The organism is Pseudomonas izuensis, from assembly GCF_002356535.2.
GTDB lineage: Bacteria > Pseudomonadota > Gammaproteobacteria > Pseudomonadales > Pseudomonadaceae > Aquipseudomonas > Aquipseudomonas izuensis.
Genome location: NZ_AP017423.2, coordinates 5140206 through 5164859, shown reverse-complemented (window position 1 = coordinate 5164859; position 24654 = coordinate 5140206). Strand labels below are relative to the sequence as shown.

27 protein-coding genes are annotated in these 24654 nt (G+C 60.5%); 23 read left to right on the top strand and 4 right to left on the bottom strand.

Annotated features, from left to right (window positions below; genetic code table 11):
- The first annotated feature begins 46 nt into the window (after positions 1-46).
- The 12 genes from fleN to LAB08_RS22860 all read left to right on the top strand — a co-directional run bounded on the left by fleN (position 47) and on the right by LAB08_RS22860 (position 10867).
- Positions 47-877 carry a flagellar synthesis regulator FleN gene (gene fleN / locus LAB08_RS22915; protein WP_008001746.1) on the top strand — a complete coding sequence of 277 codons (831 nt, stop codon included), beginning with the start codon at positions 47-49 and terminating at the stop codon, positions 875-877.
- Positions 874-1614: an RNA polymerase sigma factor FliA gene (gene fliA / locus LAB08_RS22910; protein ID WP_007894214.1), complete on the top strand. Its 741-nt coding sequence runs from the start codon at positions 874-876 to the stop codon at positions 1612-1614. The genes fleN and fliA overlap by 4 nt, the downstream gene beginning before the upstream one ends.
- Before the next feature lie 166 nt (positions 1615-1780).
- The gene (locus LAB08_RS22905) at positions 1781-2152 is read left to right on the top strand and encodes a chemotaxis response regulator CheY (protein ID WP_003183998.1); all 372 of its coding nucleotides are present in this window, start codon (positions 1781-1783) and stop codon (positions 2150-2152) included.
- A gap of 19 nt (positions 2153-2171) precedes the next feature.
- Positions 2172-2960, top strand: coding sequence for a protein phosphatase CheZ (locus LAB08_RS22900; protein WP_096509578.1), 789 nt, complete (start codon positions 2172-2174; stop codon positions 2958-2960).
- Between the two features lie 54 nt (positions 2961-3014).
- Positions 3015-5285, top strand: coding sequence for a chemotaxis protein CheA (locus tag LAB08_RS22895; RefSeq protein ID WP_096509579.1), 2271 nt, complete (start codon positions 3015-3017; stop codon positions 5283-5285).
- A gap of 50 nt (positions 5286-5335) precedes the next feature.
- Positions 5336-6460, top strand: a complete 1125-nt coding sequence (locus tag LAB08_RS22890; protein WP_096509580.1) for a protein-glutamate methylesterase/protein-glutamine glutaminase — start codon at positions 5336-5338, stop codon at positions 6458-6460.
- A complete protein-coding gene (locus LAB08_RS22885; RefSeq protein ID WP_096509581.1) occupies positions 6460-7200 on the top strand; it encodes a flagellar motor protein in 741 nt (246 codons plus the stop codon). The genes LAB08_RS22890 and LAB08_RS22885 overlap by 1 nt, the downstream gene beginning before the upstream one ends.
- A gap of 15 nt (positions 7201-7215) precedes the next feature.
- Positions 7216-8106, top strand: a complete 891-nt coding sequence (gene motD / locus LAB08_RS22880; RefSeq protein WP_096509582.1) for a flagellar motor protein MotD — start codon at positions 7216-7218, stop codon at positions 8104-8106.
- A 48-nt stretch (positions 8107-8154) separates the two neighbouring features.
- Positions 8155-8943 (top strand): ParA family protein, encoded by a 789-nt coding sequence (locus tag LAB08_RS22875; protein ID WP_096509583.1) that lies wholly within the window; start codon positions 8155-8157, stop codon positions 8941-8943.
- Positions 8944-8970: 27 nt separating this feature from the next.
- Positions 8971-9903: a CheW domain-containing protein gene (locus LAB08_RS22870; RefSeq protein WP_096509584.1), complete on the top strand. Its 933-nt coding sequence runs from the start codon at positions 8971-8973 to the stop codon at positions 9901-9903.
- Between the two features lie 85 nt (positions 9904-9988).
- The gene (locus tag LAB08_RS22865) at positions 9989-10474 is read left to right on the top strand and encodes a chemotaxis protein CheW (RefSeq protein ID WP_007980742.1); all 486 of its coding nucleotides are present in this window, start codon (positions 9989-9991) and stop codon (positions 10472-10474) included.
- Positions 10475-10867 carry a DUF2802 domain-containing protein gene (locus LAB08_RS22860; protein ID WP_096509585.1) on the top strand — a complete coding sequence of 131 codons (393 nt, stop codon included), beginning with the start codon at positions 10475-10477 and terminating at the stop codon, positions 10865-10867.
- A 78-nt stretch (positions 10868-10945) separates the two neighbouring features.
- Here the strand turns inward: LAB08_RS22860 and LAB08_RS22855 are convergent, their stop codons facing one another.
- The 3 genes from LAB08_RS22855 to fliK form a co-directional block, all read right to left on the bottom strand.
- On the bottom strand, positions 10946-12256 hold the full coding sequence (locus LAB08_RS22855; protein WP_172901567.1) for an NHL repeat-containing protein: 1311 nt from the start codon (positions 12254-12256) through the stop codon (positions 10946-10948).
- Positions 12257-12447: 191 nt separating this feature from the next.
- Positions 12448-12777: an EscU/YscU/HrcU family type III secretion system export apparatus switch protein gene (locus tag LAB08_RS22850; protein ID WP_096509587.1), complete on the bottom strand. Its 330-nt coding sequence runs from the start codon at positions 12775-12777 to the stop codon at positions 12448-12450.
- Positions 12774-14348, bottom strand: a complete 1575-nt coding sequence (fliK, locus tag LAB08_RS22845) for a flagellar hook-length control protein FliK (protein WP_096509588.1) — start codon at positions 14346-14348, stop codon at positions 12774-12776. The genes LAB08_RS22850 and fliK overlap by 4 nt, the downstream gene beginning before the upstream one ends.
- 197 nt (positions 14349-14545) lie before the next feature.
- Here fliK and ccmA point away from each other — a divergent pair, with 197 nt between their 5' ends.
- The 10 genes from ccmA to LAB08_RS22795 all read left to right on the top strand — a co-directional run bounded on the left by ccmA (position 14546) and on the right by LAB08_RS22795 (position 21918).
- Positions 14546-15181 carry a cytochrome c biogenesis heme-transporting ATPase CcmA gene (gene ccmA, locus LAB08_RS22840; RefSeq protein ID WP_096509589.1) on the top strand — a complete coding sequence of 212 codons (636 nt, stop codon included), beginning with the start codon at positions 14546-14548 and terminating at the stop codon, positions 15179-15181.
- Positions 15178-15846: a heme exporter protein CcmB gene (gene ccmB, locus LAB08_RS22835; RefSeq protein WP_096515229.1), complete on the top strand. Its 669-nt coding sequence runs from the start codon at positions 15178-15180 to the stop codon at positions 15844-15846. The genes ccmA and ccmB overlap by 4 nt, the downstream gene beginning before the upstream one ends.
- Before the next feature lie 81 nt (positions 15847-15927).
- On the top strand, positions 15928-16683 hold the full coding sequence (locus tag LAB08_RS22830) for a heme ABC transporter permease (RefSeq protein WP_096509590.1): 756 nt from the start codon (positions 15928-15930) through the stop codon (positions 16681-16683).
- The gene (gene ccmD / locus LAB08_RS22825) at positions 16680-16856 is read left to right on the top strand and encodes a heme exporter protein CcmD (RefSeq protein ID WP_057398391.1); all 177 of its coding nucleotides are present in this window, start codon (positions 16680-16682) and stop codon (positions 16854-16856) included. Before LAB08_RS22830 ends, ccmD begins: the two co-directional genes overlap by 4 nt.
- Positions 16853-17308 carry a cytochrome c maturation protein CcmE gene (gene ccmE, locus LAB08_RS22820; RefSeq protein ID WP_096509591.1) on the top strand — a complete coding sequence of 152 codons (456 nt, stop codon included), beginning with the start codon at positions 16853-16855 and terminating at the stop codon, positions 17306-17308. The genes ccmD and ccmE overlap by 4 nt, the downstream gene beginning before the upstream one ends.
- A gap of 3 nt (positions 17309-17311) precedes the next feature.
- A complete protein-coding gene (locus tag LAB08_RS22815; RefSeq protein WP_096509592.1) occupies positions 17312-19300 on the top strand; it encodes a heme lyase CcmF/NrfE family subunit in 1989 nt (662 codons plus the stop codon).
- Positions 19297-19833, top strand: coding sequence for a DsbE family thiol:disulfide interchange protein (locus LAB08_RS22810; protein ID WP_096509593.1), 537 nt, complete (start codon positions 19297-19299; stop codon positions 19831-19833). Before LAB08_RS22815 ends, LAB08_RS22810 begins: the two co-directional genes overlap by 4 nt.
- Positions 19830-20300, top strand: coding sequence for a cytochrome c-type biogenesis protein (locus LAB08_RS22805; RefSeq protein ID WP_096509594.1), 471 nt, complete (start codon positions 19830-19832; stop codon positions 20298-20300). Before LAB08_RS22810 ends, LAB08_RS22805 begins: the two co-directional genes overlap by 4 nt.
- Positions 20297-21499: a c-type cytochrome biogenesis protein CcmI gene (gene ccmI / locus LAB08_RS22800; protein ID WP_096509595.1), complete on the top strand. Its 1203-nt coding sequence runs from the start codon at positions 20297-20299 to the stop codon at positions 21497-21499. The genes LAB08_RS22805 and ccmI overlap by 4 nt, the downstream gene beginning before the upstream one ends.
- A 14-nt stretch (positions 21500-21513) precedes the next feature.
- On the top strand, positions 21514-21918 hold the full coding sequence (locus tag LAB08_RS22795) for a hypothetical protein (RefSeq protein ID WP_096509596.1): 405 nt from the start codon (positions 21514-21516) through the stop codon (positions 21916-21918).
- 268 nt (positions 21919-22186) lie between these two features.
- On the opposite strand, the gene LAB08_RS22790 is transcribed toward LAB08_RS22795, so the two are convergent.
- The gene (locus tag LAB08_RS22790) at positions 22187-23404 is read right to left on the bottom strand and encodes an MFS transporter (RefSeq protein ID WP_254007488.1); all 1218 of its coding nucleotides are present in this window, start codon (positions 23402-23404) and stop codon (positions 22187-22189) included.
- Between the two features lie 142 nt (positions 23405-23546).
- Between LAB08_RS22790 and LAB08_RS22785 the strand changes: the two genes are divergently transcribed.
- Positions 23547-24443 carry a LysR family transcriptional regulator gene (locus tag LAB08_RS22785; RefSeq protein WP_096509597.1) on the top strand — a complete coding sequence of 299 codons (897 nt, stop codon included), beginning with the start codon at positions 23547-23549 and terminating at the stop codon, positions 24441-24443.
- Positions 24444-24654 lie beyond the last annotated feature (211 nt).

Below are 24654 nucleotides of genomic sequence, written 5' to 3'. Positions count from 1 at the left end.
CCAGTAATGTGGCCTCCGTCTATGCAAGACAAGGTAAAGAAATAACATGGGCAGCATGCATCCCGTACAGGTGATCGCGGTGACCGGCGGCAAAGGTGGCGTCGGGAAAACTAACGTGTCAGTGAACTTGTCCCTGGCTTTGGCTGAGCTTGGCCGGCGCGTCATGCTGCTGGACGCCGACCTGGGGCTGGCGAACGTCGACGTTCTGCTGGGCCTGACACCCAAACGTACCCTGGCCGACGTGATCGAAGGCCGCTGCGAGCTGCGCGACGTGCTGTTGCAGGGGCCTGGCGGCATCCGCATCGTGCCGGCCGCGTCCGGCACCCAGAGCATGGTTCATTTGAGCCCGGCGCAGCATGCCGGCCTGATCCAGGCGTTCAGCGACATCGGCGACAACCTCGACGTGCTGGTGATCGACACCGCTGCGGGTATTGGTGACTCGGTAGTCAGCTTTGTGCGCGCGGCACAGGAAGTATTGCTGGTGGTCTGCGACGAACCGACTTCGATCACCGACGCCTACGCCTTGATCAAATTGCTCAACCGCGATTACGGCATGAACCGCTTCCGCGTCCTGGCGAACATGGCGCAGAGCCCGCAGGAAGGTCGCAACCTGTTTGCCAAGTTGACCAAGGTCACGGACCGCTTCCTCGACGTCGCCCTGCAATACGTCGGCGCCGTGCCTTACGACGAAAGCGTACGCAAGGCCGTGCAGAAACAACGTGCCGTCTACGAAGCCTTTCCGCGTTCCAAGTGCTCGCTGGCCTTCAAGGCAATCGCACAAAAGGTCGATACCTGGCCGCTGCCGGCCAACCCGCGCGGGCACCTGGAGTTTTTCGTCGAGCGCCTCGTGCAACAGACGGCAGGACCGGTGCTATGACAGCCAGCGGTTACAACCTCTACAAGAAGTCGGCGCGTGACGCGCAGTACGAGCTGATCGAGCGTTACGCGCCACTGGTCAAACGCATTGCCTACCACTTGCTGGCGCGCCTGCCGGCCAGCGTCCAGGTCGAAGACCTGATCCAGGCCGGGATGATCGGCCTGCTTGAAGTGTCGACCAAATACGACGCCAGCAAAGGCGCGAGTTTCGAAACGTACGCGGGCATCCGTATCCGCGGCGCCATGCTCGACGAAGTGCGCAAGGGGGACTGGGCGCCACGTTCGGTCCACCGCAATACCCGCATGGTCAGCGACGCCATTCGCTCGATTGAAGCTAAAACCGGCCGTGACGCTAAAGATCACGAAGTTGCGGCCGAACTCCAATTGAGTCTCGACGATTATTACGGGATTTTGAACGACACCCTGGGCAGCCGGTTATTCAGTTTCGACGATCTGTTGCAGGACGGCGAACACGAAGGGCTGCACGAGGATGGCGCGAGTGCTCATCTCGAACCGTCACGCGATCTGGAAGATGAACGCTTCCAGGCGGCGCTGGCGGACGCGATTGCCAATTTGCCGGAGCGTGAGCGACTGGTGTTGGCGCTGTACTACGACGAAGAGTTGAACCTCAAGGAAATCGGTGAGGTCCTGGGGGTCAGCGAATCTCGGGTCAGCCAGTTACACAGCCAGTGCGCGGCCCGTTTGCGGGGGCGTTTGGGAGAGTGGCGAGCGCGCTGAAGGCAGTGTGGGGGCACTGCGACGTGGCTGGTGGGGTGATGAACCGCGCCGGTCTCGATCCGCTGTACTCCAGACAGTCATCGAGTGCTTTGCCAGATTGATTGAAATGGCGCGTCCAGGTGCTGGGCGCGTTTTAGTCTGCTTGGAGGTCGAATTGGACAAGAACATGAAAATCCTCATCGTTGATGACTTCTCAACGATGCGGCGGATCATAAAAAACCTGTTGCGTGACCTGGGGTTCACCAACACGGTCGAGGCCGACGATGGCACTACCGCCATTCCGGTACTCAACAGCGGGAGCATCGACTTTCTGGTAACGGACTGGAACATGCCTGGCATGACCGGTATCGATCTGCTGCGCCACGTGCGTGCCGATGAAAAGCTCAAGCACCTGCCGGTGCTGATGGTGACCGCTGAAGCCAAGCGCGAGCAGATCATCGAAGCGGCCCAGGCCGGTGTAAACGGCTATGTGGTCAAACCCTTCACGGCCCAGGCGTTGAAAGAAAAAATCGAGAAGATTTTCGAACGCATCGGTTGAACTGCGCCACGGGGGAGCTATGGGGCATAACGAATCTTCGCAGGGCGATTTTGAATCGACCTTGAAAAAACACGCCGTCGAACTGGTCGCGAGCCTTGAAAAAGGCAGGTTCGGCGATGCTGTGCAATTGATCCATGAGCTCAACCAGACCCGTGACCGCGGCCTGTATCAGGAAGTGGGCAAGCTCACCCGCGAGTTGCACAGTGCGATCGTCAATTTCCAGATCGACCCGCACATGCCGCAAGCCGAGGAAGTGTCACAGATCACCGATGCCACCGAGCGTCTGGGGTATGTGGTCAAGCTGACCGAGGCCGCGGCCAACCGCACCATGGACCTGGTGGAAAACGCCACGCCGCTGGTCAGTCGCCTGAGCGAAGAAGCCCAGGCCCTGAGCACCGACTGGGGACGGTTCATGCGTCGCGAAGTCGGGGCTGAAGAGTTCCGCGAACTGGCGCGCCGGGTCGACGGCTTCCTGACACGCAGCGCCGAGGACGGCCGCGCGGTGTCGAGCAATCTCAATGACATCCTGCTTGCCCAGGATTACCAGGACCTCACAGGTCAAGTGATCAAGCGTGTGACCCAACTGGTCACCGAAGTTGAAAGCAACCTGCTCAAGCTCGTACTCATGGCCAGCCAGGTGGACCGCTTTGCGGGCATCGAACATGACCGTGATGCGATGCTTGCCGAAAAAGATCCACAAAAACATCTCTCTCAGGGTGAAGGTCCGCAGATTCATGCCGATAAAAGAGAAGACGTTGTGTCCGGTCAGGACGATGTGGACGATTTGCTATCCAGCCTGGGTTTTTAGGGTTCGGAATTTTAGGTTTTTTGGGTTTTTAAACCTGTTAGGAGCACACCATTAATGAGCTTCGGCGCCGATGAAGAGATCCTTCAGGATTTCCTGGTTGAGGCCGGCGAGATTCTAGAGCAACTGTCCGAGCAACTGGTCGAGCTGGAAAGCCGGCCGGATGATGCGGACTTGCTCAATGCAATTTTTCGCGGTTTTCACACTGTAAAAGGGGGCGCCGGCTTCCTCCAGCTCAACGAGCTGGTGGAGTGCTGCCACATCGCCGAGAACGTATTCGACATCCTGCGCAAGGGCGAACGTCGCGTCGATTCGGAACTGATGGACGTGGTTCTCGAAGCACTGGACGCGGTGAACAGCATGTTCAGCGAAGTCCGCGAGCGCAGCCCGATCACGGCGGCCACACCTGAACTGCTCGCGGCACTGGCCCGTCTGGCCGAGCCGCAAACGGCAGACGAGGCTGCACCTGCGCCCGTTGCCGAAGTGGTTGAAGAGCCTGTCGCACAAAGCGAATCGGGTGACATCACCGACAATGAATTCGAACAACTGCTGGACTCGCTGAACGCCGTCAAGGCTCAGGCCGAGGCGCCGGCGGCTGCACCTGCACCTGCTGGCGATGGCGTTGCCAGCGACGAAATCACCGATGCCGAGTTCGAGTCGTTGCTCGACCAATTGCACGGTAAAGGCCAGTTCGCCGTGGATGCGGTGGTGGCCCCTGTTGCACCTGCCGCGCCGGAGGCTCCGAAAGCCGCGGGCGACAGTTCCGACATCACCGACGACGAATTCGAAGCGCTGCTCGACCAATTGCACGGCAAGGGCAACTTTGCCGTCGAGGCGCTGGAATCGGCCATTGCTTCGGTGCCGACGCCTGCGGCGCCAACGGCCGCCGCAGCCGGTAGCGACCTGATTACCGATCACGAATTCGAATCGCTGCTCGACGAATTGCACGGCAAAGGCAAGTTCACCGAAGTCGGCAGCACATCGGCAGCCGTCACCGGCGCCAGCACTCCGGTGGTGGCCCCTGTCGCCAAGGCTGCACCTGCACCTGCGGCCAAGGCACCTGAGCCGAAAACCGAAACGCCCGCTCCAGCACCCACTGCCGCACCGGCTCCAGCCCGTGCCCAAGCTGCGCCGCCGGCGGAAAAACCGGCCAGCGAAGCCGAGACCACCGTGCGGGTCGATACCGCGCGTCTCGACGAAATCATGAACATGGTTGGTGAACTGGTACTGGTGCGTAACCGTCTGGTTCGCCTGGGTCTCAACAGTGGCGACGAAGCCATGTCCAAGGCCGTGTCGAACCTCGACGTGGTGACGGCCGACCTGCAGACCGCGGTCATGAAGACCCGGATGCAACCGATCAAGAAAGTCTTCGGGCGCTTTCCGCGCCTGGTTCGCGACCTGGCTCGCCAGCTCAAGAAAGAAATCATTCTGGAACTGGTCGGCGAAGAAACCGACCTCGACAAGAACCTCGTCGAGGCCCTGGCCGATCCGCTGGTCCACTTGGTGCGCAACGCGGTCGACCACGGCATCGAGTCGCCGGAAGAGCGCGAAGCTTCGGGCAAGGCCCGTGGCGGCAAGGTGATCCTGGCCGCGGAACAGGAAGGCGACCATATCCTGCTGTCGATCTCCGATGACGGCAAAGGCATGGACCCGAATGTCCTGCGTTCCATCGCGGTGAAACGCGGTGTGATGGACAAGGACGCGGCCGATCGCCTGAGCGACACCGAATGCTACAACCTGATTTTCGCCCCGGGTTTCTCGACCAAGACCGAGATCTCCGACGTGTCGGGTCGTGGCGTGGGCATGGACGTGGTGAAAACCAAGATTTCCCAGCTCAACGGCTCGATCAACATTTTCTCCGCCAAGGGCCAGGGCTCGAAGATCGTCATCAAGGTGCCGTTGACCCTGGCGATCATGCCGACGTTGATGGTCATGCTCGGCAACCAGGCGTTCGCGTTCCCGCTGGTGAACGTCAACGAGATCTTCCACCTCGACCTGTCGACCACCAACGTGGTGGATGGCCAGGAAGTGGTGATCGTGCGGGACAAGGCGCTGCCGTTGTTCTACCTCAAGCGCTGGCTGGTCAGCTCCGCCGCTCACGAAGAGCAGCGCGAAGGCCATGTGGTGATCCTTTCGGTGGGCACCCAGCGGATCGGCTTCGTCGTCGATCAACTGGTGGGCCAGGAAGAAGTGGTCATCAAGCCATTGGGCAAAATGCTCCAGGGAACCCCGGGCATGTCGGGCGCCACCATTACCGGTGATGGTCGCATTGCGCTGATTCTCGATGTTCCGAGCATGCTCAAGCGTTACGCCACGCGGCGTATTTGATTCTGGTGGAGCGGGGCGACTGAGGCCCCGCTGCATCTAACGGAGTGTTTATGGCAGTCAAAGTCCTGGTGGTGGACGATTCGGGGTTTTTCCGCCGCCGCGTCTCGGAAATTCTTTCAGCGGATTCGAATATCCAGGTCGTCGGTACGGCGACCAACGGAAAAGAGGCGATCGATCAGGCGCTGGCCCTCAAGCCGGACGTGATCACCATGGACTACGAGATGCCGATGATGGACGGCATCACGGCGGTGCGGCACATCATGCAGCGCTGCCCGACCCCGGTCTTGATGTTTTCCTCGCTGACCCACGAAGGCGCCCGGGTGACCCTCGACGCGCTGGACGCCGGCGCGGTGGACTTCCTGCCGAAGAATTTCGAAGACATCTCGCGCAACCCCGAGAAGGTCAAGCAACTGCTGTGCGAGAAGATACTCAGCATCGCGCGCAGCAACCGTCGTGTCAGCGCCTACAGTGCTCCGGCGCCTGTAGCGGCTCCTGCACCAGCACCTGCGCCTTCCAGCCTCGGCAGTTATGGCGGCAGCGCGCCTGTGCGTCCGGCACCGATCCCGGCGCGTACTCACGCCGCCGCACCCTCGTCGCCGGCCCCCAAGCGCAAAGCCTACAAACTGGTGGCCATCGGCACATCCACGGGCGGCCCGGTTGCCCTGCAGCGGGTACTGACTCAATTGCCGGCCAACTTCCCGGCACCGATCGTGCTGATCCAGCACATGCCGGCAGCCTTCACCAAGGCCTTCGCCGAGCGTCTGGACAAGCTGTGTCGCATCAGCGTCAAGGAAGCCGAGGACGGCGACATCCTGCGTCCGGGCCTGGCTTTGCTGGCACCCGGTGGCAAGCAAATGATGATCGACGGCCGCGGCGCGGTGAAAATCTTGCCGGGCGACGAGCGTTTGAACTACAAACCGTGCGTGGACATCACCTTCGGTTCGGCGGCGAAAACCTACGGTGACAAAGTTCTGGCGGTGGTATTGACCGGCATGGGCGCCGACGGCCGCGAAGGCGCGCGCCTGTTGAAACAGGGCGGCAGTTCGATCTGGGCCCAGGATGAAGCCAGCTGCGTGATCTACGGCATGCCGATGGCCATCGTCAAAGCCGAGCTCGCCGACGCGGTGTACAGCCTGGACGACATCGGCAAGCACCTGGTCGAGGCCTGTATCTGATGGATGTTCTCAGCCTCATCGGCATCATCATGGCGTTTGTCGCCATCATCGGTGGCAACTACCTTGAAGGCGGGCACCTCGGGGCGCTGGCCAACGGCCCGGCAGCCTTGATCGTACTCGGCGGGACCATCGGCGCGGCGTTGCTGCAATCGCCGATGAGCGCCTTCAAACGGGCCATGCAGATACTGGCGTGGATTCTGTTTCCACCGCGTGTCGACCTGGCCGGCGGCATCGATCGCGTCGTCAACTGGAGCCTGACCGCACGCAAGGAAGGCTTGCTCGGGCTGGAAGGGGTGGCCGACACCGAGCCGGACAGCTACTCGCGCAAAGGCTTGCAACTGCTGGTGGACGGCGCCGAACCCGAAGCCATCCGCAGTATTCTGGAAGTGGATTTTTTCACCCAGGAAAGCCGCGACGTCGAAGCGGCCAAGGTGTTCGAAAGCATGGGCGGTTATGCGCCGACCATCGGCATCATCGGTGCGGTGATGGGCCTGATCCACGTCATGGGCAACCTCGGCGATCCATCGCAACTGGGCAGCGGCATTGCCGTGGCCTTCGTCGCCACCATCTACGGTGTGGCCAGTGCCAACCTGGTGCTGCTGCCGATTGCCGCCAAACTCAAATCCGTTGCGCTGCGCCAGTCGCGTTATCGCGAAATGTTGCTCGAAGGCATCCTGTCGATCGCCGAAGGTGAAAACCCTCGCTCCATTGAGTTGAAGCTTCAGGGCTTCATGGATTGATGGGGGTAATGGACTATGGCTCGTCGCCGACAGCATGAAGAGCATGTAAACCATGAGCGTTGGCTGGTTTCCTATGCCGACTTCATCACCTTGCTCTTCGCGTTTTTCGTGGTGATGTACTCGATCTCTTCGGTCAACGAAGGCAAGTACAAGATCATTTCCGAGGCGCTGATCGGGGTCTTCTCCGACACCGAACGCGCGCTCAAGCCGATCCCGATCGGTGACGAGCGTCCGAAGACCGTGACCCCGGCCAAGCCGCTGGTCAAGGATGCCGAGCAGGTCGACGCCGGCATCGCCGGGGCCAGCGATCCGCTGAAAAGCATTGCCGACGACATCAGCGCGGCGTTCGGTGACCTGATCAGTTCGAATCAGATGACGGTGCGTGGCAATGAGCTGTGGGTCGAGATCGAACTCAATTCCAGCCTGTTGTTCGGCAGCGGCGATGCCATGCCCAGCGACATCGCGTTCAACATCATCGATAAGGTCGCGGCCATTCTGAAGCCGTTCGACAATCCGATTCACGTCGAAGGTTTTACCGACGATCAGCCTATTCGTACCGCGCAATACCCCACCAACTGGGAACTGTCGTCGGCCCGCTCGGCGAGCATTGTGCGCATGCTGGCGATGCAGGGGGTGAACCCCGGTCGTCTGGCATCGGTGGGCTACGGCGAGTTCCAGCCGGTGGCCAACAACGCTACGGCCGAAGGTCGGGCGCGCAACCGGCGCGTGGTGCTGGTGGTATCACGCAATCTTGACGTGCGCCGCAGCCTGACCGGGACCGGAACCGCTCATACCACACCGGATGCTGCTTTGAAGCGTGCTGGCACACAAACTGCACCGACCCCGGTCAAGTCGCCGGTACGAGAGAGCGCCGTCAATTCTCCGTCACCCGCATTAACACGTTGAGCTATTTCTCGGCCGATTCCTTATGGTCGGCCGGGTGGAACAATCCGAATGAGAGTCTGGGCAGTCGCCAATCAAAAGGGTGGTGTCGGTAAAACCACTTCCTCCATCGCTTTAGCCGGTTTGCTGGCCGAGGCGGGCAAGCGCGTGGTCGTGGTCGACCTGGACCCCCACGGCTCGATGACCAGCTACTTCGGCTACGACCCCGACAGCCTGGAACACAGCAACTACGACCTGTTCCTGCACAAGGGCAGCGTGCCGCAGGGTTTGCCCGGGCAATTGCTGCTGTCCACCAGTGACGAACGCATTTCCCTGTTGCCATCGAGCACCGCCCTGGCCACCCTTGAGCGCCAGTCGCCAGGCCAGAGTGGCCTGGGCCTGGTGATTGCCAAGAGCCTGGCGCAGTTGTGGCAGGACTTCGATTACGCAGTGATCGACAGCCCGCCGTTGCTCGGCGTGCTGATGGTCAATGCCTTGGCGGCAAGCCAGCAATTGGTGATCCCGGTGCAGACCGAACACCTGGCGGTCAAGGGCCTGGAACGCATGGTCAACACCCTGGCGATGATCAACCGTTCTCGCAAGCAGGCCTTGCCGTTCACCATCGTGCCAACCCTGTTCGACCGTCGCACGCAAGCGTCCCTCGGCACGCTAAGGGTGCTGCGCGACAAGTTTCCGGAAGAGATCTGGCAGGGCTACATTCCCGTGGACACGCGCCTGCGCGATGCCAGCCGTGCGGGGCTGACGCCTTCGCAATTCGACGGCAAGAGCCGCGGCGTACTCGCCTACCGTGCGTTGCTCAAGCATCTGCTGGCGGCACAACTCGTTCCGCAGGTGGCGTGAGATGAGCCATAGCCGTGGGGTGCGCACATGAACCGGCCATTGAAAACTACGTCGCGCCCGCAACTGGCGCTTCAGTCTTATCTGGAAAGCTTGCTGCAGGACATCACCGAGGAGTTTGCTCCGTCAATCGAAGCGCCTCCCCAGGTGGTCGAGGTCGAAGCGGCGCTGGACGAATTCCAGGCGGCAGTGCTCGAAGAACAGGCCCGGGATGCGCAGAAAGCCGTGGCCGCTCCCGCTCCAGTGGCCACGCCGGCAGCGAAGACACCCGTTGTCGTAATCGAAGCACCGGCACCTGTCCTGGCGCGGGTATCGACCATCGCTCCGTTGCTGCAAGCGTTGGTGCCTCCATCCGCCGAGGTGGAGCCAACACCGGAGCCAGCGGTTGTCGAAGTTCACCAAGCGCTGGTGCTCCCGGTGGTCGAGGTTCACCTGCCACCCGCCAACACGCCGCCACCGGTGGAAACCGACGGGCGTCCGGCCTGGGCAGCCGAACCGTTCGAATGCCTGTTGTTCGATGTTGCCGGGTTGACGCTGGCGGTGCCGCTGGTGTGCCTGGGGTCGATTTATCCTTTGGCCGGCCATGAGCTCACGCCGCTGTTCGGCCAACCGGAGTGGTTCCTCGGCATCCTGCCGAGCCAGGCGGGCAACCTGAAGGTTCTGGACACCGCGCGTTGGGTCATGCCTGACCGTTATCGCGATGACTTCCGCCAGGGCCTGCAATACGTCATCTCGGTTCAGGGCTACGAGTGGGGGCTGGCGGTGCATCAGGTCAGCCGCTCGTTGCGCCTGGACCCGAACGAAATCAAGTGGCGCAGCCACCGTGGTCAGCGGCCATGGCTGGCGGGCACGGTGATTGAACACATGTGTGCGTTGCTCGACGTATCCGAACTGGCCGAGTTGATCGCCAGCGGTGGGGCAAAGCACATGGGCGGCAGCAAGCCGGCCCCAAAATTGAAATGAACACTGCACAACAAACACGCGACGGCATTCAAATGCCGCAGCACAGAACACACACCGCCACGGCGGTTTTTCGAGGGGTCAGGGTATGAATGATAAGGCGACGGCGGCAAAAGGGTCCGAAGATCCGATCCTGCAATGGGTAACCTTCAAGCTGGACAACGAAACCTACGGCATCAACGTGATGCGCGTTCAGGAAGTCCTGCGCTACACCGAAATCGCCCCGGTGCCGGGTGCCCCGAGCTACGTGCTGGGCATCATCAACCTGCGCGGTAACGTAGTCACCGTGATCGACACCCGTCAGCGTTTCGGCCTGATGAATGCCGAAATCAGCGACAACACCCGTATCGTCATCATCGAAGCCGACAAGCAAGTGGTCGGGATCATGGTCGACAGCGTGGCCGAAGTGGTTTACCTGCGTCAGTCGGAAATCGAAACCGCGCCGAACGTCGGTAATGAAGAATCCGCCAAGTTCATTCAAGGCGTGTGCAACAAGAACAACGAACTGCTGATCCTGGTCGAACTGGACAAGATGATGAGCGAAGAAGAATGGTCGGAACTGGAGAGTATCTGATTGATTCTCGAGGTTGCGGTCATTGTCCTGTTCCTGTTCTGGGCAGGCACGCTGGCGATGTTTCTGGCGTACATTCGCGATCAACGCAAGATCGCCGCGCAACAGGCCCAGGGAGATGCGCTGCGTGATCAGCGCATCAAGGACCTGGCCAAACGGGTCGATGACTACCAGAACGGCAATGTGCGCATGGGTGAAGACCTGCACGAACTACGTGCCATTGTCGCGCCCCTGCCGGACCAGCTCGCCCGCGTGGAACAACGCGACCCTACAAGCCTGTCGTTCGCCCAGGCGGCGCGACTGGTGGGGATGGGCGCCAGCGTCGACGAACTGACCCAGTCCTGCGGCTTGACCCAGGCTGAGGCGGAGTTGATGAGTAAGCTTCACAGGAACTGAGCCGGTTTGTAGAGATCGCTGTTTATGGTGCTCCTCACTGGAACCATAAGTGGCGATCTTTTTGTCTCGCGGTGCTCTCTAACTTTTCTGCAGTCGAATTACAGTCGCTGTATTGTTAGGCATCCAACTATGCCCCGCTATTAATAGCTTTCCATCAGTCGACAAGGTGCAAGCGGCAGCTGAATCTCCTTTACCAAACACTGAGATCATCCTCCATCCAACTCCGTCAGCAAAGCTTTGATCCAATCGCCCGGTTTCCGTATACCGACCTACCAAAATTTCAGTCTGAGTGCTGGAGTCTATGCTAAGAGTCATGCCTACCGCAGTTGTGGTATTACCTGTCGAGGATATTCCATCCTTCCAATAACATAATCCCTTTCTCGCCTCGGTGATTACCGGAGTACCACGATTGAACATGTAGTCGGGCTGACCGTTTTTCGTAAAACCCGTAATAACGCAATCGTTGGTTCCTAAAGTATCGTTTGGCTGAGTATAGGCAACTCCCATGGCGACCAACCGACCATCCTCTTTCGGGACCACATGCGAAAAAAACATTGAATGATTCGGGACAGTGGCGATAGAAAAGCCGTCCTTGCCAAATGATCGATCGATGTTGCCGTTATCACTGAGTCGAGCCAAAAGACCATTCTCGACATGATCCCCGGCTCCGCCGTAGACGACGATCTTTCCATCTGACTGAACGATGTGTCCCGTTAACCTAGTGGGCTGCTTTAGATAATTCACGACGACGTAACCTATCTTGTTAAAACTCTCGTCAGCAGTGCCATCTGAATTGAAGCGCATGATGACTCCGCTGCCTTCCGCAATAATTGAGGTCAGCAATATCTTTCCATCAGGTTGGACCGTTACGTCGCCGTCTGCGAACAAATCGGACAAGAGTGGTTGATTGCCTAAGTAGTCTGGGTGAGCACGTTTTACCGGCAGGTCGATAATGATTTGTCCATTATTTCCCCAACTGAGATCGCGGTAACCATTTTTAAGGAATTTCGCGATTACATGTTGGAATCCGAATGGTTCAAGATAGTTGTATCCGAAAAGCAGAATTGTCCCATCCTTCAGGATTTTCACCGGCCCTCCCAGAGCCATTACACCCGGAAGAAAGTTGCCTCTAACGAATCCTTGGTATTTCGGTCCGCCAAATTCAGGATTAATAGAGCCGTCTTCGTGCAACCCAATCAGCCCGAACTGCGCCCTATCATCGCCATGCGTAGTTGCACCCAGAATGATTTTTCCGTCATGTTGCACGGCTATACCCATGGCTTCGCAGGAGCGGGTTCCTGGAAAGGAGTGCCCAATCTTTCCGTCAAGTCCAAACGTCGGGTCAAGAAAGTCTGAGTTACTTTTCGAAATTCCGTCTGAAAGGGTCATGGGGTTCACCTCGAAAAACAAGTTTATGTAGTCGCTAACGAGAATTGTGATGCGACGCCGCATCAACACGCCTGTAAGGTTTGTTGATGCGTTGTGTTATTTACTTTATTTAAATCGAGTGGTGCTACTGTCAGAAATGACAGTAGCGACAAGTGGTGATGTGGTCGTGGCTACAAGGTGCGCCGATGAAGTCAGTAATCATCCCCGCGATCCGTCACATCCTTTTCGACCCTAGGCGCATCCGGATCCTGCCCCGCCGGAAACTTGCCCTTCAAATTCCACGCAAACGCAATGATCTCCGCGATCGTGCGGTACAACTCCTCCGGAATACTGTCCCCCAGCTCCATGCGCGCCAGCAGCTTCACCAGCTCGGCGTTTTCGTAGATCGGCACCTCATAGTCACGGGCGATCCTGAGGATTTCTTCAGCCAGTTCTTCGTCGCCCTTGGCGGTGAGGGTAGGGGCGTGGCTGCCGTCGTATTGGAGGGCGATGGCCTGGCGTGGGGCGTTGGGGTTTTTCATGCAGTTTCGTCGACCCAGCGTTGTTCAAGACGGGTTTGCGGGCCTTGGGGTGGTTTGCCGTGATGGCAATCGAGATCACCGACGTTCAGGCCCGATGCCAGCAGGCGTTGGCGCAATGCCGCCAGATTGTTTTCGATCAGGCTGGCGGTGTACGGCCGTTCGGCCCACAACTGGCTGGACAGGCTGCCCTTGATCAGCTGTGCCTGAATCTGCATCGGCCCCAGCGGCTCCATGTCGAACGCCAGCTCGACGCGCCACAGTTGTTGCCTGGGCTCTTGCTCGTCGCGACGTTCATGTTGCTGTTCTTTCTCTGGCGTTTCTTCGCGCTGGAATTTGATCTGCAATGGCACGATGTCTTGCAGGTTGCGCATCGGGATTTCCAGTTGCCAGGTGCTCATCAGGCGACCGTCACTGGTGACGCCGCTCTGCTCCAGGCTAGACAGTTGATGGCTCTGCAAGCGTGAAACCGCTGCCGCCGCCAGACGCAGCAAGTGTTCGAGGTCGTCTTCGCCTTCGGCGCTTTGCAACAGGCGCTCGGGCAGCGGGAAGTCGGTCGGTGAGGGTTTGGCGCTGACCTGTCCGAGCATGCCCAGGGCATTGCGCACGAAGCTCGGCATGGCCTGGGCCAGGGTGTTGGCGGCGATGATCGCACTCAGATTGGTACTGGCCGGCAGCCCCGGTGTCAGTTGCGCAATCAATTTGAGCAGATCGGCTTTCATGTCGGGCGCGAGTGTGGGGTTCTGACCGGTCAGCAGTTTGGTTTCGAGGAAGGCGCCACTGTTGGCCAGCGCCTGCGCCAGGCCTTTGGGTGTGCTCAGTTGCTGGACGTCCGGCAGGCCGGCAAGCAGCCTGTCCACGGCCGCGCGCAAGTCGCTGGAGGTTTGGTCCGATGGTGGCAGGTTTTGCAACAGCGTGAGCAAGCCATTCAGCGAGCCCTGACGGCTGGATTGACTCACCAGTTGCTGGGTCACCGCCAATTGCTCCTGGCGGTTGCTCAAGGGCACGAACTTCAAGGTCTGGGTGTCCTGCACCTGGGCGCTGAGCAAGGTGCCGATACGCAACGGCTGCGGGCTGTCGATGCTCAAGGTGCTGCCGCTCAGGGCGGTATTGAGCAGGCTGACCATCGAGCGAAACACCGTCGGTTGCCCCGGTACTTGCGGCAACACCTGGGAGGTCAGCACTTTGCCCTGTAACAGCGTGCCGACCGGCAGTTGCGCGGTGTCGAGGCGGGTGAGGGTGGCAACGCTGGAGGCGAGGGCCTGTTGCACGGTAATGGCCAGATTGCCCGCCGAAGGCTGGGTGACGGCGATGCTGGTGCCCTGGGCCAACGGCAGGTTGCTGGTGGCCTGGACTGTGGTCTGGCGCCCGCTTTCCAGAGTGACCTTCAACAATAGCTGAAAAGTCTGATCCGCCTGCTTGAGCGACAGCACTTCGGCCCTGGCAGTCTGGCCGGTGGTGATCAGGCCCTCGATGGGCGTCAGCAGCTTCAGCAACTCGCCACTGATCGCCAGCGGGCGCGTGGCCGCCGGGGTGGTCTGCGGTAGCGGGAGGATGTTGATTTCGCCTGTCATACGCGGTCACAACCTTGGGAAAATGCGCTCTTTGGAGTAGGAAATGGCATGTATAATGCCGCGCGGTTGTATACAGGGCGCCCGAAACATTGCAATTATTTGACGCAAGTCTCTCGCTCGGGTTGCCAATACATCTATTCTGCTTCTCTTTAACGGCCGCGCCAGAGCCGACTTGAACCGATAAGGCCCGTGAACCCTTGACCAGTCCTGTCCTGCAAACCGTTGCCCTTGCCTGTGAGCGAGACCTCCGGCTGCTCTTCGAAAATCTCGATTTGAGACTGGCCAGTGGCGAAATGGTACAAATCAGCGGCCCCAATGGCAGTGGCAAGACCAGCCTGTTGCGCCTGCTTTCGGGGCTGATGCACCCGACGGCCGGTCAAGTGTTGCTCAATGGTCAGCCACTCAACGAACAGCGCACGGAGCTGGCGCGCAACCTGCTGTGGATCGGCCATGCTGCGGGGATCAAGGACTTGCTGACGCCGGAGGAGAACCTGAGCTGGCTCTGTGCCCTGCATCAGCCGGCCTCCCATGAAGCGATCTGGCAGGCCCTGGCGGCGGTCGGGTTGCGTGGTTTCGAAGATGTTCCCTGCCATACCCTGTCCGCTGGCCAGCAGCGCCGTGTCGCCTTGGCGCGTTTATATCTGGACAGCCCGCCGCTGTGGATTCTCGATGAGCCCTTCACCGCGCTGGACAAGCAAGGCGTAGCGCAGCTGGAAGAACACCTGGCCGGCCACTGCGAACGCGGTGGCATGGTGGTATTGACCACTCACCACACGCTGAGTCGCATGCCGGCTGGCTATCGCGACATTGATCTGGGGAAATGGGCCGTATGAGTGTGTTCGGCCTGTTGGTCGCCCGTGAGGCCCGTCTGTTGTTCCGCCGCCCCGCGGAACTGGCGAACCCGTTGGTGTTTTTTGCCATTGTCGTTTCGCTGTTTCCGCTGGCGGTGGGCCCCGAGTCTCAATTGTTGCAAACCTTGTCCCCGGGACTGGTCTGGGTGGCGGCCCTTTTATCGGTTTTACTCTCGCTGGACGGGCTTTTCCGCAGTGATTTCGAAGACGGATCGCTGGAACAGTGGGTCCTTTCGCCGCACCCCCTGCCTCTTCTGGTTCTGGCCAAGGTGCTGGCACACTGGTCGTTTTCCGGCCTGGCACTGGTTTTGCTCGCTCCCTTGCTGGCGTTGATGCTCGGTTTGCCTGCCGCCTGTCTGCCGGTGTTGCTGCTTTCCTTATTGCTCGGTACACCGGTGCTGAGCCTGCTCGGTGCGGTGGGCGCGGCGTTGACCGTCGGTTTGAAGCGTGGTGGCCTGTTGCTGGCATTGCTGATTCTGCCGTTGTATATCCCGGTGTTGATTCTTGGCAGTGGCGCCTTGCAGGCGGCCTTGCAGGGCATGCCGGCGACCGGTTATCTGTTGTGGCTGGGTAGCCTGACCGCCCTGGCGATAACCCTGACACCCTTTGCAATAGCCGCTGGCCTGAAGATCAGCGTCGGCGAATAATGAGGTCTGGTTAAAAATTGACCAGTAAAGACCCTTTGGCTGCCTCGTGATAACGGGCAGCAACCGTGATTGGAAACAGTAATGAACTGGACCTGGTTTCATAAGCTCGGCTCACCCAAGTGGTTCTACGGCATCAGCGGCAAACTGTTGCCGTGGCTGAGCATGGCGGCGTTGCTGCTGATCGGCATTGGCGTGGTCTGGGGCCTGGCCTTCGCGCCGCCCGACTACCAGCAGGGCAACAGCTTTCGCATCATCTATATCCACGTTCCGGCGGCCATGCTGGCACAGTCCATCTACGTGATGCTGGCCGTGTGCGGTGTCGTCGGGCTGGTGTGGAAAATGAAACTGGCCGATGTCGCCCTGCAATGCGCGGCCCCCATCGGTGCCTGGATGACCGCCGTGGCGCTGGTCACCGGGGCGATCTGGGGCAAACCGACCTGGGGCTCGTGGTGGGTCTGGGATGCACGACTCACGTCTATGCTGATCCTGCTGTTCCTGTACTTCGGTCTCATTGCGCTGGGCAACGCCATCAGCAATCGTGACAGCGCGGCCAAGGCTTGCGCGGTGCTGGCGATTGTCGGCGTGATCAATATCCCGATCATCAAATACTCGGTGGAGTGGTGGAACACCCTGCACCAGGGTGCGACCTTCACCCTCACCGAAAAGCCGGCGATGCCTGCCGAAATGTGGCTGCCGCTGTTGCTGACGGCGCTGGGCTTCTACTGTTTCTTCGGCGCGGTGTTGCTATTGCGCATGCGCCTGGAAGTGCTCAAGCGCGAGGCGCGAGCCAGCTGGGTCAAGGCCGAAGTACAGAACAGCCTGGAGGTCGCTCGATGAGTTTTGCGTCATTCGGCGACTTCATCGCCATGGGCCATCACGGCCTGTATGTCTGGTCGGCCTACGGCATTTGCCTGGTGGTGCTGGCCCTCAACGTGGCGGCGCCGATCCTGGCCCGCAAGCGTTATCTGCAACAAGAGGCGCGTCGTCTGCGCCGGGAGAACGGCAAGTGAATCCGCTGCGTAAAAAGCGTCTTACCATCATTCTTGCGATTCTGGTCGGGGTCGGCGCTGCCGTTGGCCTGGCCTTAAGCGCCCTGCAGCAAAACATCAATCTGTTTTACACGCCGACGCAGATCGCCAACGGCGAGGCCCCGCAGGACACGCGTATTCGTGCCGGTGGCATGGTCGAGAAAGGTTCGTTGCAACGTTCCAGTGATTCGCTGGACGTGAAGTTCATTGTCACCGACTTCAACAAGTCCGTGACCATCACCTATCGCGGCATCCTCCCTGATCTGTTCCGCGAAGGGCAGGGCATCGTCGCCCTGGGCAAGCTCAATGCCGATGGCGTGGTGGTGGCCGATGAAGTGCTGGCCAAGCACGACGAGAAGTACATGCCCCCGGAAGTGACCAAGGCGTTGAAAGACAGTGGTCAGTCCGCCCCAACACCCGCTAAGGAGGGTTGATCCATGACTTCCGGCATTTTCATTCCAGAGCTTGGCCATCTGGCCATGATTCTGGCGCTGTGCTTTGCGCTGGTTCAGGCCGTGGTGCCGTTGCTCGGTGCCTGGCGCGGTGACCGTTTGTGGATGAGCCTGGCCCAGCCGGCAGCCTGGGGCCAGTTTGCCTTTCTGCTGTTCGCTTTCGGTGTTCTGACTTATGCGTTCATGACCGACGATTTCTCCGTCGCTTATGTGGCCAGCAACTCCAACAGTGCCTTGCCGTGGTACTACAAGTTCAGCGCCGTGTGGGGCGCCCACGAAGGTTCGCTGCTGCTCTGGGCTCTGATCCTCGGTGGCTGGACTTTTGCGGTGTCGGTGTTCTCCCGCCAGTTGCCGCAGGTGATGCTGGCACGGGTGCTGGCAGTGATGGGCATGATCAGCACCGGTTTTCTGCTGTTCCTGATTCTCACCTCCAACCCATTCAAACGTATCCTGCCGCAAATACCCAGCGATGGCGCTGACCTCAATCCGCTGCTGCAAGACATCGGCCTGATCGTGCACCCGCCGATGCTGTACATGGGGTATGTCGGTTTCTCGGTGGCCTTCGCCTTCGCCATCGCCGCGCTGATGGGGGGACGCCTGGATGCGGCATGGGCACGCTGGTCGCGCCCATGGACCATCGTCGCCTGGGCCTTCCTCGGCATCGGTATCACCCTTGGCTCATGGTGGGCCTATTACGAACTCGGCTGGGGCGGCTGGTGGTTCTGGGACCCGGTGGAAAACGCTTCCTTCATGCCATGGCTGGTGGGCACTGCGCTGATTCACTCGCTGGCGGTCACGGAAAAACGTGGCGTGTTCAAGAGCTGGACCGTGTTGCTGGCCATTGCCGCGTTCTCGTTGAGCCTGCTGGGCACATTCCTCGTGCGTTCCGGCGTGCTGACCTCGGTTCACGCTTTCGCCTCCGACCCCGAGCGCGGGGTGTTCATCCTGATTTTCCTGCTGTTCGTGGTGGGCGGATCGTTGACGCTGTTCGCCCTGCGGGCGCCGGTGGTCAAGAGCCAGGTCGGCTTCAATCTCTGGTCCCGGGAAACCCTGCTGCTGGGCAATAACCTGGTGCTGGTGGTGGCGGCTTCGATGATCCTGCTCGGCACCTTGTACCCGCTGATTCTCGATGCGATGACCGGCGCCAAGCTGTCGGTGGGCCCGCCATACTTCAACGCGCTGTTCATTCCGTTGATGGCGTTGTTGATGCTGGTGATGGCGGTCGGCGTGATCGTGCGCTGGAAAGACACCCCGGTGAAATGGCTGGCGAGCATGCTGACCCCGGTATTGCTGGGCAGTGTCGCCATGGCGGTAGTGGCCGGCGTCGCTTACGGCGATTTCAACTGGGCGGTGCTCGCCACCTTCCTGCTCGCCGCCTGGGTGTTGCTGGCCGGCGTGCGCGACATCTTCGACAAGACTCGCCACAAAGGCCTGATCAAAGGTCTGCCGACCCTGACCCGCAGCTACTGGGGCATGCAGCTCGCGCACCTGGGCATCGCGGTCTGCGCCCTGGGCGTGGTGTTGTCGAGCCAGAACAGTGCCGAGCGCGACCTGCGCCTGGCGCCAGGTGAATCCATGGACCTGGCCGGTTATCACTTCGTGTTCGAAGGCGCCAAGCACTTCGAAGGCCCGAACTTCACATCCGACAAGGGCACCATCCGGGTGATCCGCGATGGCAAGGAAGTCAGCGTGCTGCACCCGGAAAAACGTCTCTATACCGTGCAAAACTCGGTGATGACCGAGGCCGGGATCGACGCCGGGTTCACCCGTGACCTCTACGTTGCCCTGGGCGAACCGCTGGGCGATGGCGCCTGGGCGGTGCGGGTGCACGTCAAGCCGTTCGTGCGCTGGATCTGGTTCGGTGGCTTGCTCACCGGTCTGGGCGGGGTGCTGGCGGCGCTGGATCGACGCTATCGGGTCAAGGTGAAAAGCCGTGTGCGTGAAGCACTGGGCATGAGTGGAGCCACTGCATGAAACGATGGTTGATGCTGTTGCCACTGGCGATTTTCCTGGTGGTCGCTGTTTTCCTGTATCGCGGTCTGTACCTGGACCCGTCCGAGTTGCCTTCGGCGATGATCGGCAAACCGTTCCCCGAGTTTTCCCTGCCGGCAGTGCAGGGCGACAAGACCCTGGCCCGCGCCGACATCCTCGGCAAACCGGCGCTGGTCAACGTCTGGGGGACCTGGTGCATTTCCTGCCGGGTCGAGCACCCGGTACTGAACAAGCTGGCCGAAAGAGGCGTGCTGATCTACGGCATCAACTACAAGGACGTCAACGCCGACGCCTTGAAGTGGCTGAACGAATTTCACAACCCGTATCAACTGGACATCCGCGACGATCAAGGCACCCTGGGCCTGAACCTCGGCGTGTACGGCGCACCGGAAACCTTCTTCATCGACGCCAAGGGCATCATCCGCGACAAGTTCGTCGGGGTGATCGACGAACAGGTCTGGCGTGAAAAACTGGCGGCCAAATATCAGGCACTGGTCGATGAGGTCAAGCCATGAAGCGCTGGCTCGCTGCTGTCGTGCTGGGCTTGAGCATGGCCGGGGTGGCGCATGCGGCCATCGATACCTATGAGTTTGCCAAGGACGGTGATCGCGAGCGTTTTCGCGAACTGACCAAGGAACTGCGTTGCCCCAAGTGTCAGAATCAGGACATCGCCGACTCCAATGCGCCCATTGCCGCCGACCTGCGCAAAGAGATTTACCGCATGCTCGGCGAGGGCAAGGACAACCAGCAGATCATCGACTTCATGGTCGATCGCTACGGTGATTTCGTCCGTTACAAACCGGCCCTCAATGCCAAGACCGCATTGCTCTGGTTCGGTCCCGCCGGCCTGCTGCTGGGCGGTTTTGTGATCATCGCGGTGATTGTCCGCCGCCGTCGCGTACAACGCGCCAGCACCCCGGGCTCGCTTTCTGCCGAGGAGCGCGAGCGCCTCGACCACCTGTTGGATAAAAACCAAGAATGATTGATTTCTGGCTCGCTGCAGGTTTGCTGCTTCTGGTGGCCCTGAGTTTTCTGCTGATCCCTGTTCTGCGCAGTCGTCGCGCCCAGCTCGAAGAGGATCGTACTGCCCTGAACGTGGCGCTGTATCAGGAACGCGTGGCTGAGTTGCAGACTCAGCAGGAAGAAGGCGTTCTCGATGCTGCGCAAATGGACGCCGGTCGCGCCGAAGCCGCCCGTGAGTTGCTTGCCGATACCGAAGGCGTTGCTGCGCCGAGGGTATCGCGACTGGGCAAGCCGGCGCCGTTGCTGGCGGCGATCCTCGTCCCGGTGCTGGGCCTGGGGTTGTACCTGCATTTTGGTGCCAGTGACAAAGTCGAGTTGACCCGGGAATTCGCCCAGGCGCCACAGTCGATGGAAGAGATGACCCGGCGCCTGGAGCGTGCGGTCGCGGCGCAGCCGGATTCCGCCGAGGCCCTGTACTTCCTGGGACGCACCTACATGACTCAGGATCGTCCCGCCGACGCGGCGAAGGTCTTCGAAAAAACCGTCAACCTGGCCGGGCGCCAGCCTGAACTGTTGGGACAATGGGCCCAGGCCCAGTACTTCGCCGATGGCAAGCAGTGGTCGGAAAAGACTCAGGCACTGACCGATGAAGCGTTGAAAGCCGATCCCAAGGAAGTCACCAGCCTCGGCCTGCTGGGTATCGCAGCGTTCGAAGGCCAGCGTTATCAGGAGGCGATCGATTACTGGAATCGCCTGCTGGAACAATTGCCACCGGAAGACCAATCCCGCATCGCACTGCAGGGCGGTATAGCCCGTGCAACCGAAAAACTGTTGGCCAGCGGTGGCAAAGTGGCCCCGGCACCGGTGGCCAAGGCGGGCGCGTTGCTCAAGGTCCAGGTGGATCTGGCGGCCGACCTCAAGGCCAAGGTCCAGCCCGGTGACAGCGTGTTCATTTTCGCCCGCGCCACTTCCGGCCCACCTGCACCCCTGGCGGCCAAGCGCCTGACCGTGGCCGACCTGCCGGCAACCGTCGAACTGGGCGATGCCGATGCGATGATGCCGCAATTGAAACTGTCGAACTTTCCTGAAGTCCAACTGGTTGCGCGCATCTCCCGTGCTGGCAAACCGACAGCAGGTGAGTGGATCGGTCGCAGCCAGCCGCTGGCCAGCAGCACCACCGCGCCGCAAACACTGACCATCGACAGCCCGGACAAATGACAGGAAACGCCACCATGACCGCCATTGCTCGTATCACTTTGCTCAGCGTTGTTTTGGGGCTGAGCGCTTGTGCGGTCCAACAGCCCGAGTCGACGCACCTGCCGCCGATTCCGCCTTCGCAGCCCAAACCCACGCCGTCTACCTCGCCCAGTCCGAGCAAACCGGGCATCCCGGCCAAGCCCGCCAAACCGCTGCCGCGCACCTCCGCCAGCTTTGCGCCGCCACCGGGGGGCAACAGCCATTGGGACCCGAAACTGGGTGTCTATGTGCTCGACGATCAGCCCAACACCTTCTATCGCCAGCGTACCTATTACCGCTGGGATAACGGCTGGAGCCGCTCGATCAGCCCGAAAGGACCGTGGGAAGAGACCGATATTCACGGCGTGCCGGGCGGTCTGGGGCGACAGTTCGGGCAGTAACGCAAAAGGCGACCTTCGAGGGTCGCCTTTTTTGTGGGCACAGAAACACCGCTCAACCTTGCTTGCGGCAGATGTCTGTAGGAGCCGGCTTGCTGGCGAGGCGGCCTATGAGCCGACCTGATTTCGAACCTGTTTCCGATCCCATTGTGGGAGCGAGCCTGCTCGCGAAAAACGTCCAGACAACGCGGTCATTCAGATAGGGCGCGTTATCGTTGACGTCCATCGCGAGCAGGCTCGCTCCCACAGGGGATCACAGGCAGGTCAAAAATCAGGTCGACTTTGCGGCTGCCTGGCGAGGCGCGCCGATCCAGTGGATGGCCAGCGCAATGAGCCCCAGCACCACACCAAAGACCACAATTCCCGACCAACCATAGCGCGTCATCAACCAACCGCTGACCGCCGCACCCACCGCCCCACCAAAGAACGTCGCCGTCATGTACAGGCTATTGATGCGGCCCTGTGCTTTCGGATCGACCGCAAACGCGCGAGTCTGATTTGACACCAGTCCCGACTGCACACCGATATCCAGCACGATCACGCCGAGCACCAACAATGCCATCGAGGTTTGCGCACCGGAAAGCAGCAGGTAGGCCAGCGTGACAATACCGATACTGGCGCCGATAACACTGCGCGAGCCTAACCGGTCGGTAGCGCGACCGCCGAGCGACGCAGCCAGCGCACCGGCGGCGCCGATGATGCCGAAGCCGCCTGCCCAGGCACTGTTCAACTGCCAGGGACCGTGGGCCAGCAGCGCCGCCAGGTTCACCCAAAACGCATTGAAGCAGGCCCACAACAGCGCCTGGACGATCATCGACTGGCGAATCGGCGCATTGTCACGCATCAGTGGCCACAGTGATGCGAGCAGGCGCGGGTAGGACAGGTTGGTACTCGGCACGCCTTGTGGCAGCAGTGCAGCCGCAGCGAACCACACCGGAATCATGAACGCCGCTTCCACGCCATACACCGCACGCCAACCCCAGGTCTCACCCACCACACCGGCAATGGTGCGCCCGAGCAGGATGCCGACCATGATGCCGCTGACCACCGTGCCGACGTTGCGCCCACGTTCGCTGGGCTTTGACATGACCGCAGCGAAAGGCACCAACTGCTGGGGCACGCAACTGACGATGCCGAGGCCGAAGGACGCGGCAATCAACGTACCGACGCTGGGCGAGATGGCGGCCGCTATAGCGAAGCAGAAGGCCAGGGCAATCTGCCCGAGCACCAGTTTGCGCCGATCGAAACGGTCGCCCATGGGCAGCAGCAACGCCAGCCCGGTGGCGAAACCCAGCAGCGCCGCGCCGGCCACCAGATCGACAGTCGTCAGGTCCAGGCCCAGATCCGACGCAATCAACGGCAGGATCGGTTGGGTGCAGTAAATGTTGGTGATCACCGCGCCAGCGATGATCGCCATCATGATGATCTTGCCGCGTGACGCCAGCGCGGGTGCTGTTGTGCTTTCGGAGGATAGGGGCAGGGCGCTCACGGCACTCTCCTTCAGGGTTGGCTTCCGGCAGGTGCGACGGGATATCGCGCGCGGGAGTGGAGTGCCCCACCTTACGCATTCGCATAAATGGGGATAATCCCCTAGGATCGGGAATCATCCTTCCATATTTTGATAGAGCGCCATGAACCGTCTTGAATCCATGTCTGTCCTGATCGCGGTGGTCGATGCTGGCAGTCTGTCGGGCGCCGCGCGCAGGCTTGGCATGCCGCTGGCCACCGTCAGCCGCAAAGTGGCGGAGCTGGAATCGCACCTCAATACCCGCTTGCTGCATCGCACCACCCGGCAACTGTCGCTGACCGAAGCCGGCGCTTCTTATGTGGCGGCGTGTCGGCGCATTCTTGAGGACATCGGAGAAGCCGAGCGCATGGCGACCGGCGAATACGCCTCGCCCAAAGGTGAGCTGGTGATTACGGCACCGGTGGTGTTCGGGCGCCTGCATCTGGTGCCGGTGGTTGCCGAATTTCTCGCGCACTATCCCGAGATCGAGATCAACCTGATGCTCACCGATCGCGTGGTGCATCTGATGGAAGAACACTGCGACGCCGCGGTGCGTATTGGCGAGTTGCCCGACAGTTCGCTCATGGCCACGCAGGTGGGAGCGGTGCGCCGCGTAGTCTGCGCAAGCCCGGACTACCTGGCGACCCATGGCGTGCCCACCCGGCCTGCGGATCTGGCCGAACACGCCTGCATTACCTTCGAGGTCCTTGAGTCTGTCGGCGCCTGGGTGTTCGAGGCGGGCAAATCGCAGACGTCCGTGCGGGTTCGTTCGCGGTTGGCCGTCAATACGGCGGAAGCGGCCATCGATGCGGCGATGCTCGGGGTCGGCGTGATACGGGTGTTGTCCTATCAGGTCGCGGACGCCCTGAGCAAAGACGCTCTGCAGGTGGTACTCCAACCTTTCGAGTCATTGCCATTGCCGGTCAGCCTCGTGCACAAGGGGCAAACCCCGTTGCCACTGAAGCTGCGTGCATTTCTTGATTTTGTAGCGCCGCGATTGCGAGCGCGCGTTTCCCTGTAGGAGCGAACCTGCTCGCGATGGAGGTCAACGATGACGCGTGCTGCCTGAATGCCCGCGTTGTCCGGACGTTCATCGCGAGCAGGCTCGCTCCTACAGTCTCAACCTTTCACAAAACCTTCATCAAATAGTTAATCCAGCGACATGTGCGAGTCATAGGGCTGACATGCCCCGTGCCTAAAGTCGGTTGAACTCAAATACGGCCATGGACGGC

What these genes read in the sequence shown, in the direction of transcription:
- fleN (WP_008001746.1), top strand. Translation starts at nt 47, where the DNA reads ATGGGCAGCATGCATCCCGTACAGGTGATCGCGGTGACCGGCGGCAAA.
- fliA (WP_007894214.1), top strand. Translation starts at nt 874, where the DNA reads ATGACAGCCAGCGGTTACAACCTCTACAAGAAGTCGGCGCGTGACGCG.
- LAB08_RS22905 (WP_003183998.1), top strand. Translation starts at nt 1,781, where the DNA reads ATGAAAATCCTCATCGTTGATGACTTCTCAACGATGCGGCGGATCATA.
- LAB08_RS22900 (WP_096509578.1), top strand. Translation starts at nt 2,172, where the DNA reads ATGGGGCATAACGAATCTTCGCAGGGCGATTTTGAATCGACCTTGAAA.
- LAB08_RS22895 (WP_096509579.1), top strand. Translation starts at nt 3,015, where the DNA reads ATGAGCTTCGGCGCCGATGAAGAGATCCTTCAGGATTTCCTGGTTGAG.
- LAB08_RS22890 (WP_096509580.1), top strand. Translation starts at nt 5,336, where the DNA reads ATGGCAGTCAAAGTCCTGGTGGTGGACGATTCGGGGTTTTTCCGCCGC.
- LAB08_RS22885 (WP_096509581.1), top strand. Translation starts at nt 6,460, where the DNA reads ATGGATGTTCTCAGCCTCATCGGCATCATCATGGCGTTTGTCGCCATC.
- motD (WP_096509582.1), top strand. Translation starts at nt 7,216, where the DNA reads ATGGCTCGTCGCCGACAGCATGAAGAGCATGTAAACCATGAGCGTTGG.
- LAB08_RS22875 (WP_096509583.1), top strand. Translation starts at nt 8,155, where the DNA reads ATGAGAGTCTGGGCAGTCGCCAATCAAAAGGGTGGTGTCGGTAAAACC.
- LAB08_RS22870 (WP_096509584.1), top strand. Translation starts at nt 8,971, where the DNA reads ATGAACCGGCCATTGAAAACTACGTCGCGCCCGCAACTGGCGCTTCAG.
- LAB08_RS22865 (WP_007980742.1), top strand. Translation starts at nt 9,989, where the DNA reads ATGAATGATAAGGCGACGGCGGCAAAAGGGTCCGAAGATCCGATCCTG.
- LAB08_RS22855 (WP_172901567.1), bottom strand. Translation starts at nt 12,256, where the DNA reads ATGACCCTTTCAGACGGAATTTCGAAAAGTAACTCAGACTTTCTTGAC.
- LAB08_RS22850 (WP_096509587.1), bottom strand. Translation starts at nt 12,777, where the DNA reads ATGAAAAACCCCAACGCCCCACGCCAGGCCATCGCCCTCCAATACGAC.
- fliK (WP_096509588.1), bottom strand. Translation starts at nt 14,348, where the DNA reads ATGACAGGCGAAATCAACATCCTCCCGCTACCGCAGACCACCCCGGCG.
- ccmB (WP_096515229.1), top strand. Translation starts at nt 15,178, where the DNA reads ATGAGTGTGTTCGGCCTGTTGGTCGCCCGTGAGGCCCGTCTGTTGTTC.
- LAB08_RS22830 (WP_096509590.1), top strand. Translation starts at nt 15,928, where the DNA reads ATGAACTGGACCTGGTTTCATAAGCTCGGCTCACCCAAGTGGTTCTAC.
- ccmD (WP_057398391.1), top strand. Translation starts at nt 16,680, where the DNA reads ATGAGTTTTGCGTCATTCGGCGACTTCATCGCCATGGGCCATCACGGC.
- LAB08_RS22815 (WP_096509592.1), top strand. Translation starts at nt 17,312, where the DNA reads ATGACTTCCGGCATTTTCATTCCAGAGCTTGGCCATCTGGCCATGATT.
- LAB08_RS22810 (WP_096509593.1), top strand. Translation starts at nt 19,297, where the DNA reads ATGAAACGATGGTTGATGCTGTTGCCACTGGCGATTTTCCTGGTGGTC.
- LAB08_RS22805 (WP_096509594.1), top strand. Translation starts at nt 19,830, where the DNA reads ATGAAGCGCTGGCTCGCTGCTGTCGTGCTGGGCTTGAGCATGGCCGGG.
- ccmI (WP_096509595.1), top strand. Translation starts at nt 20,297, where the DNA reads ATGATTGATTTCTGGCTCGCTGCAGGTTTGCTGCTTCTGGTGGCCCTG.
- LAB08_RS22795 (WP_096509596.1), top strand. Translation starts at nt 21,514, where the DNA reads ATGACCGCCATTGCTCGTATCACTTTGCTCAGCGTTGTTTTGGGGCTG.
- LAB08_RS22785 (WP_096509597.1), top strand. Translation starts at nt 23,547, where the DNA reads ATGAACCGTCTTGAATCCATGTCTGTCCTGATCGCGGTGGTCGATGCT.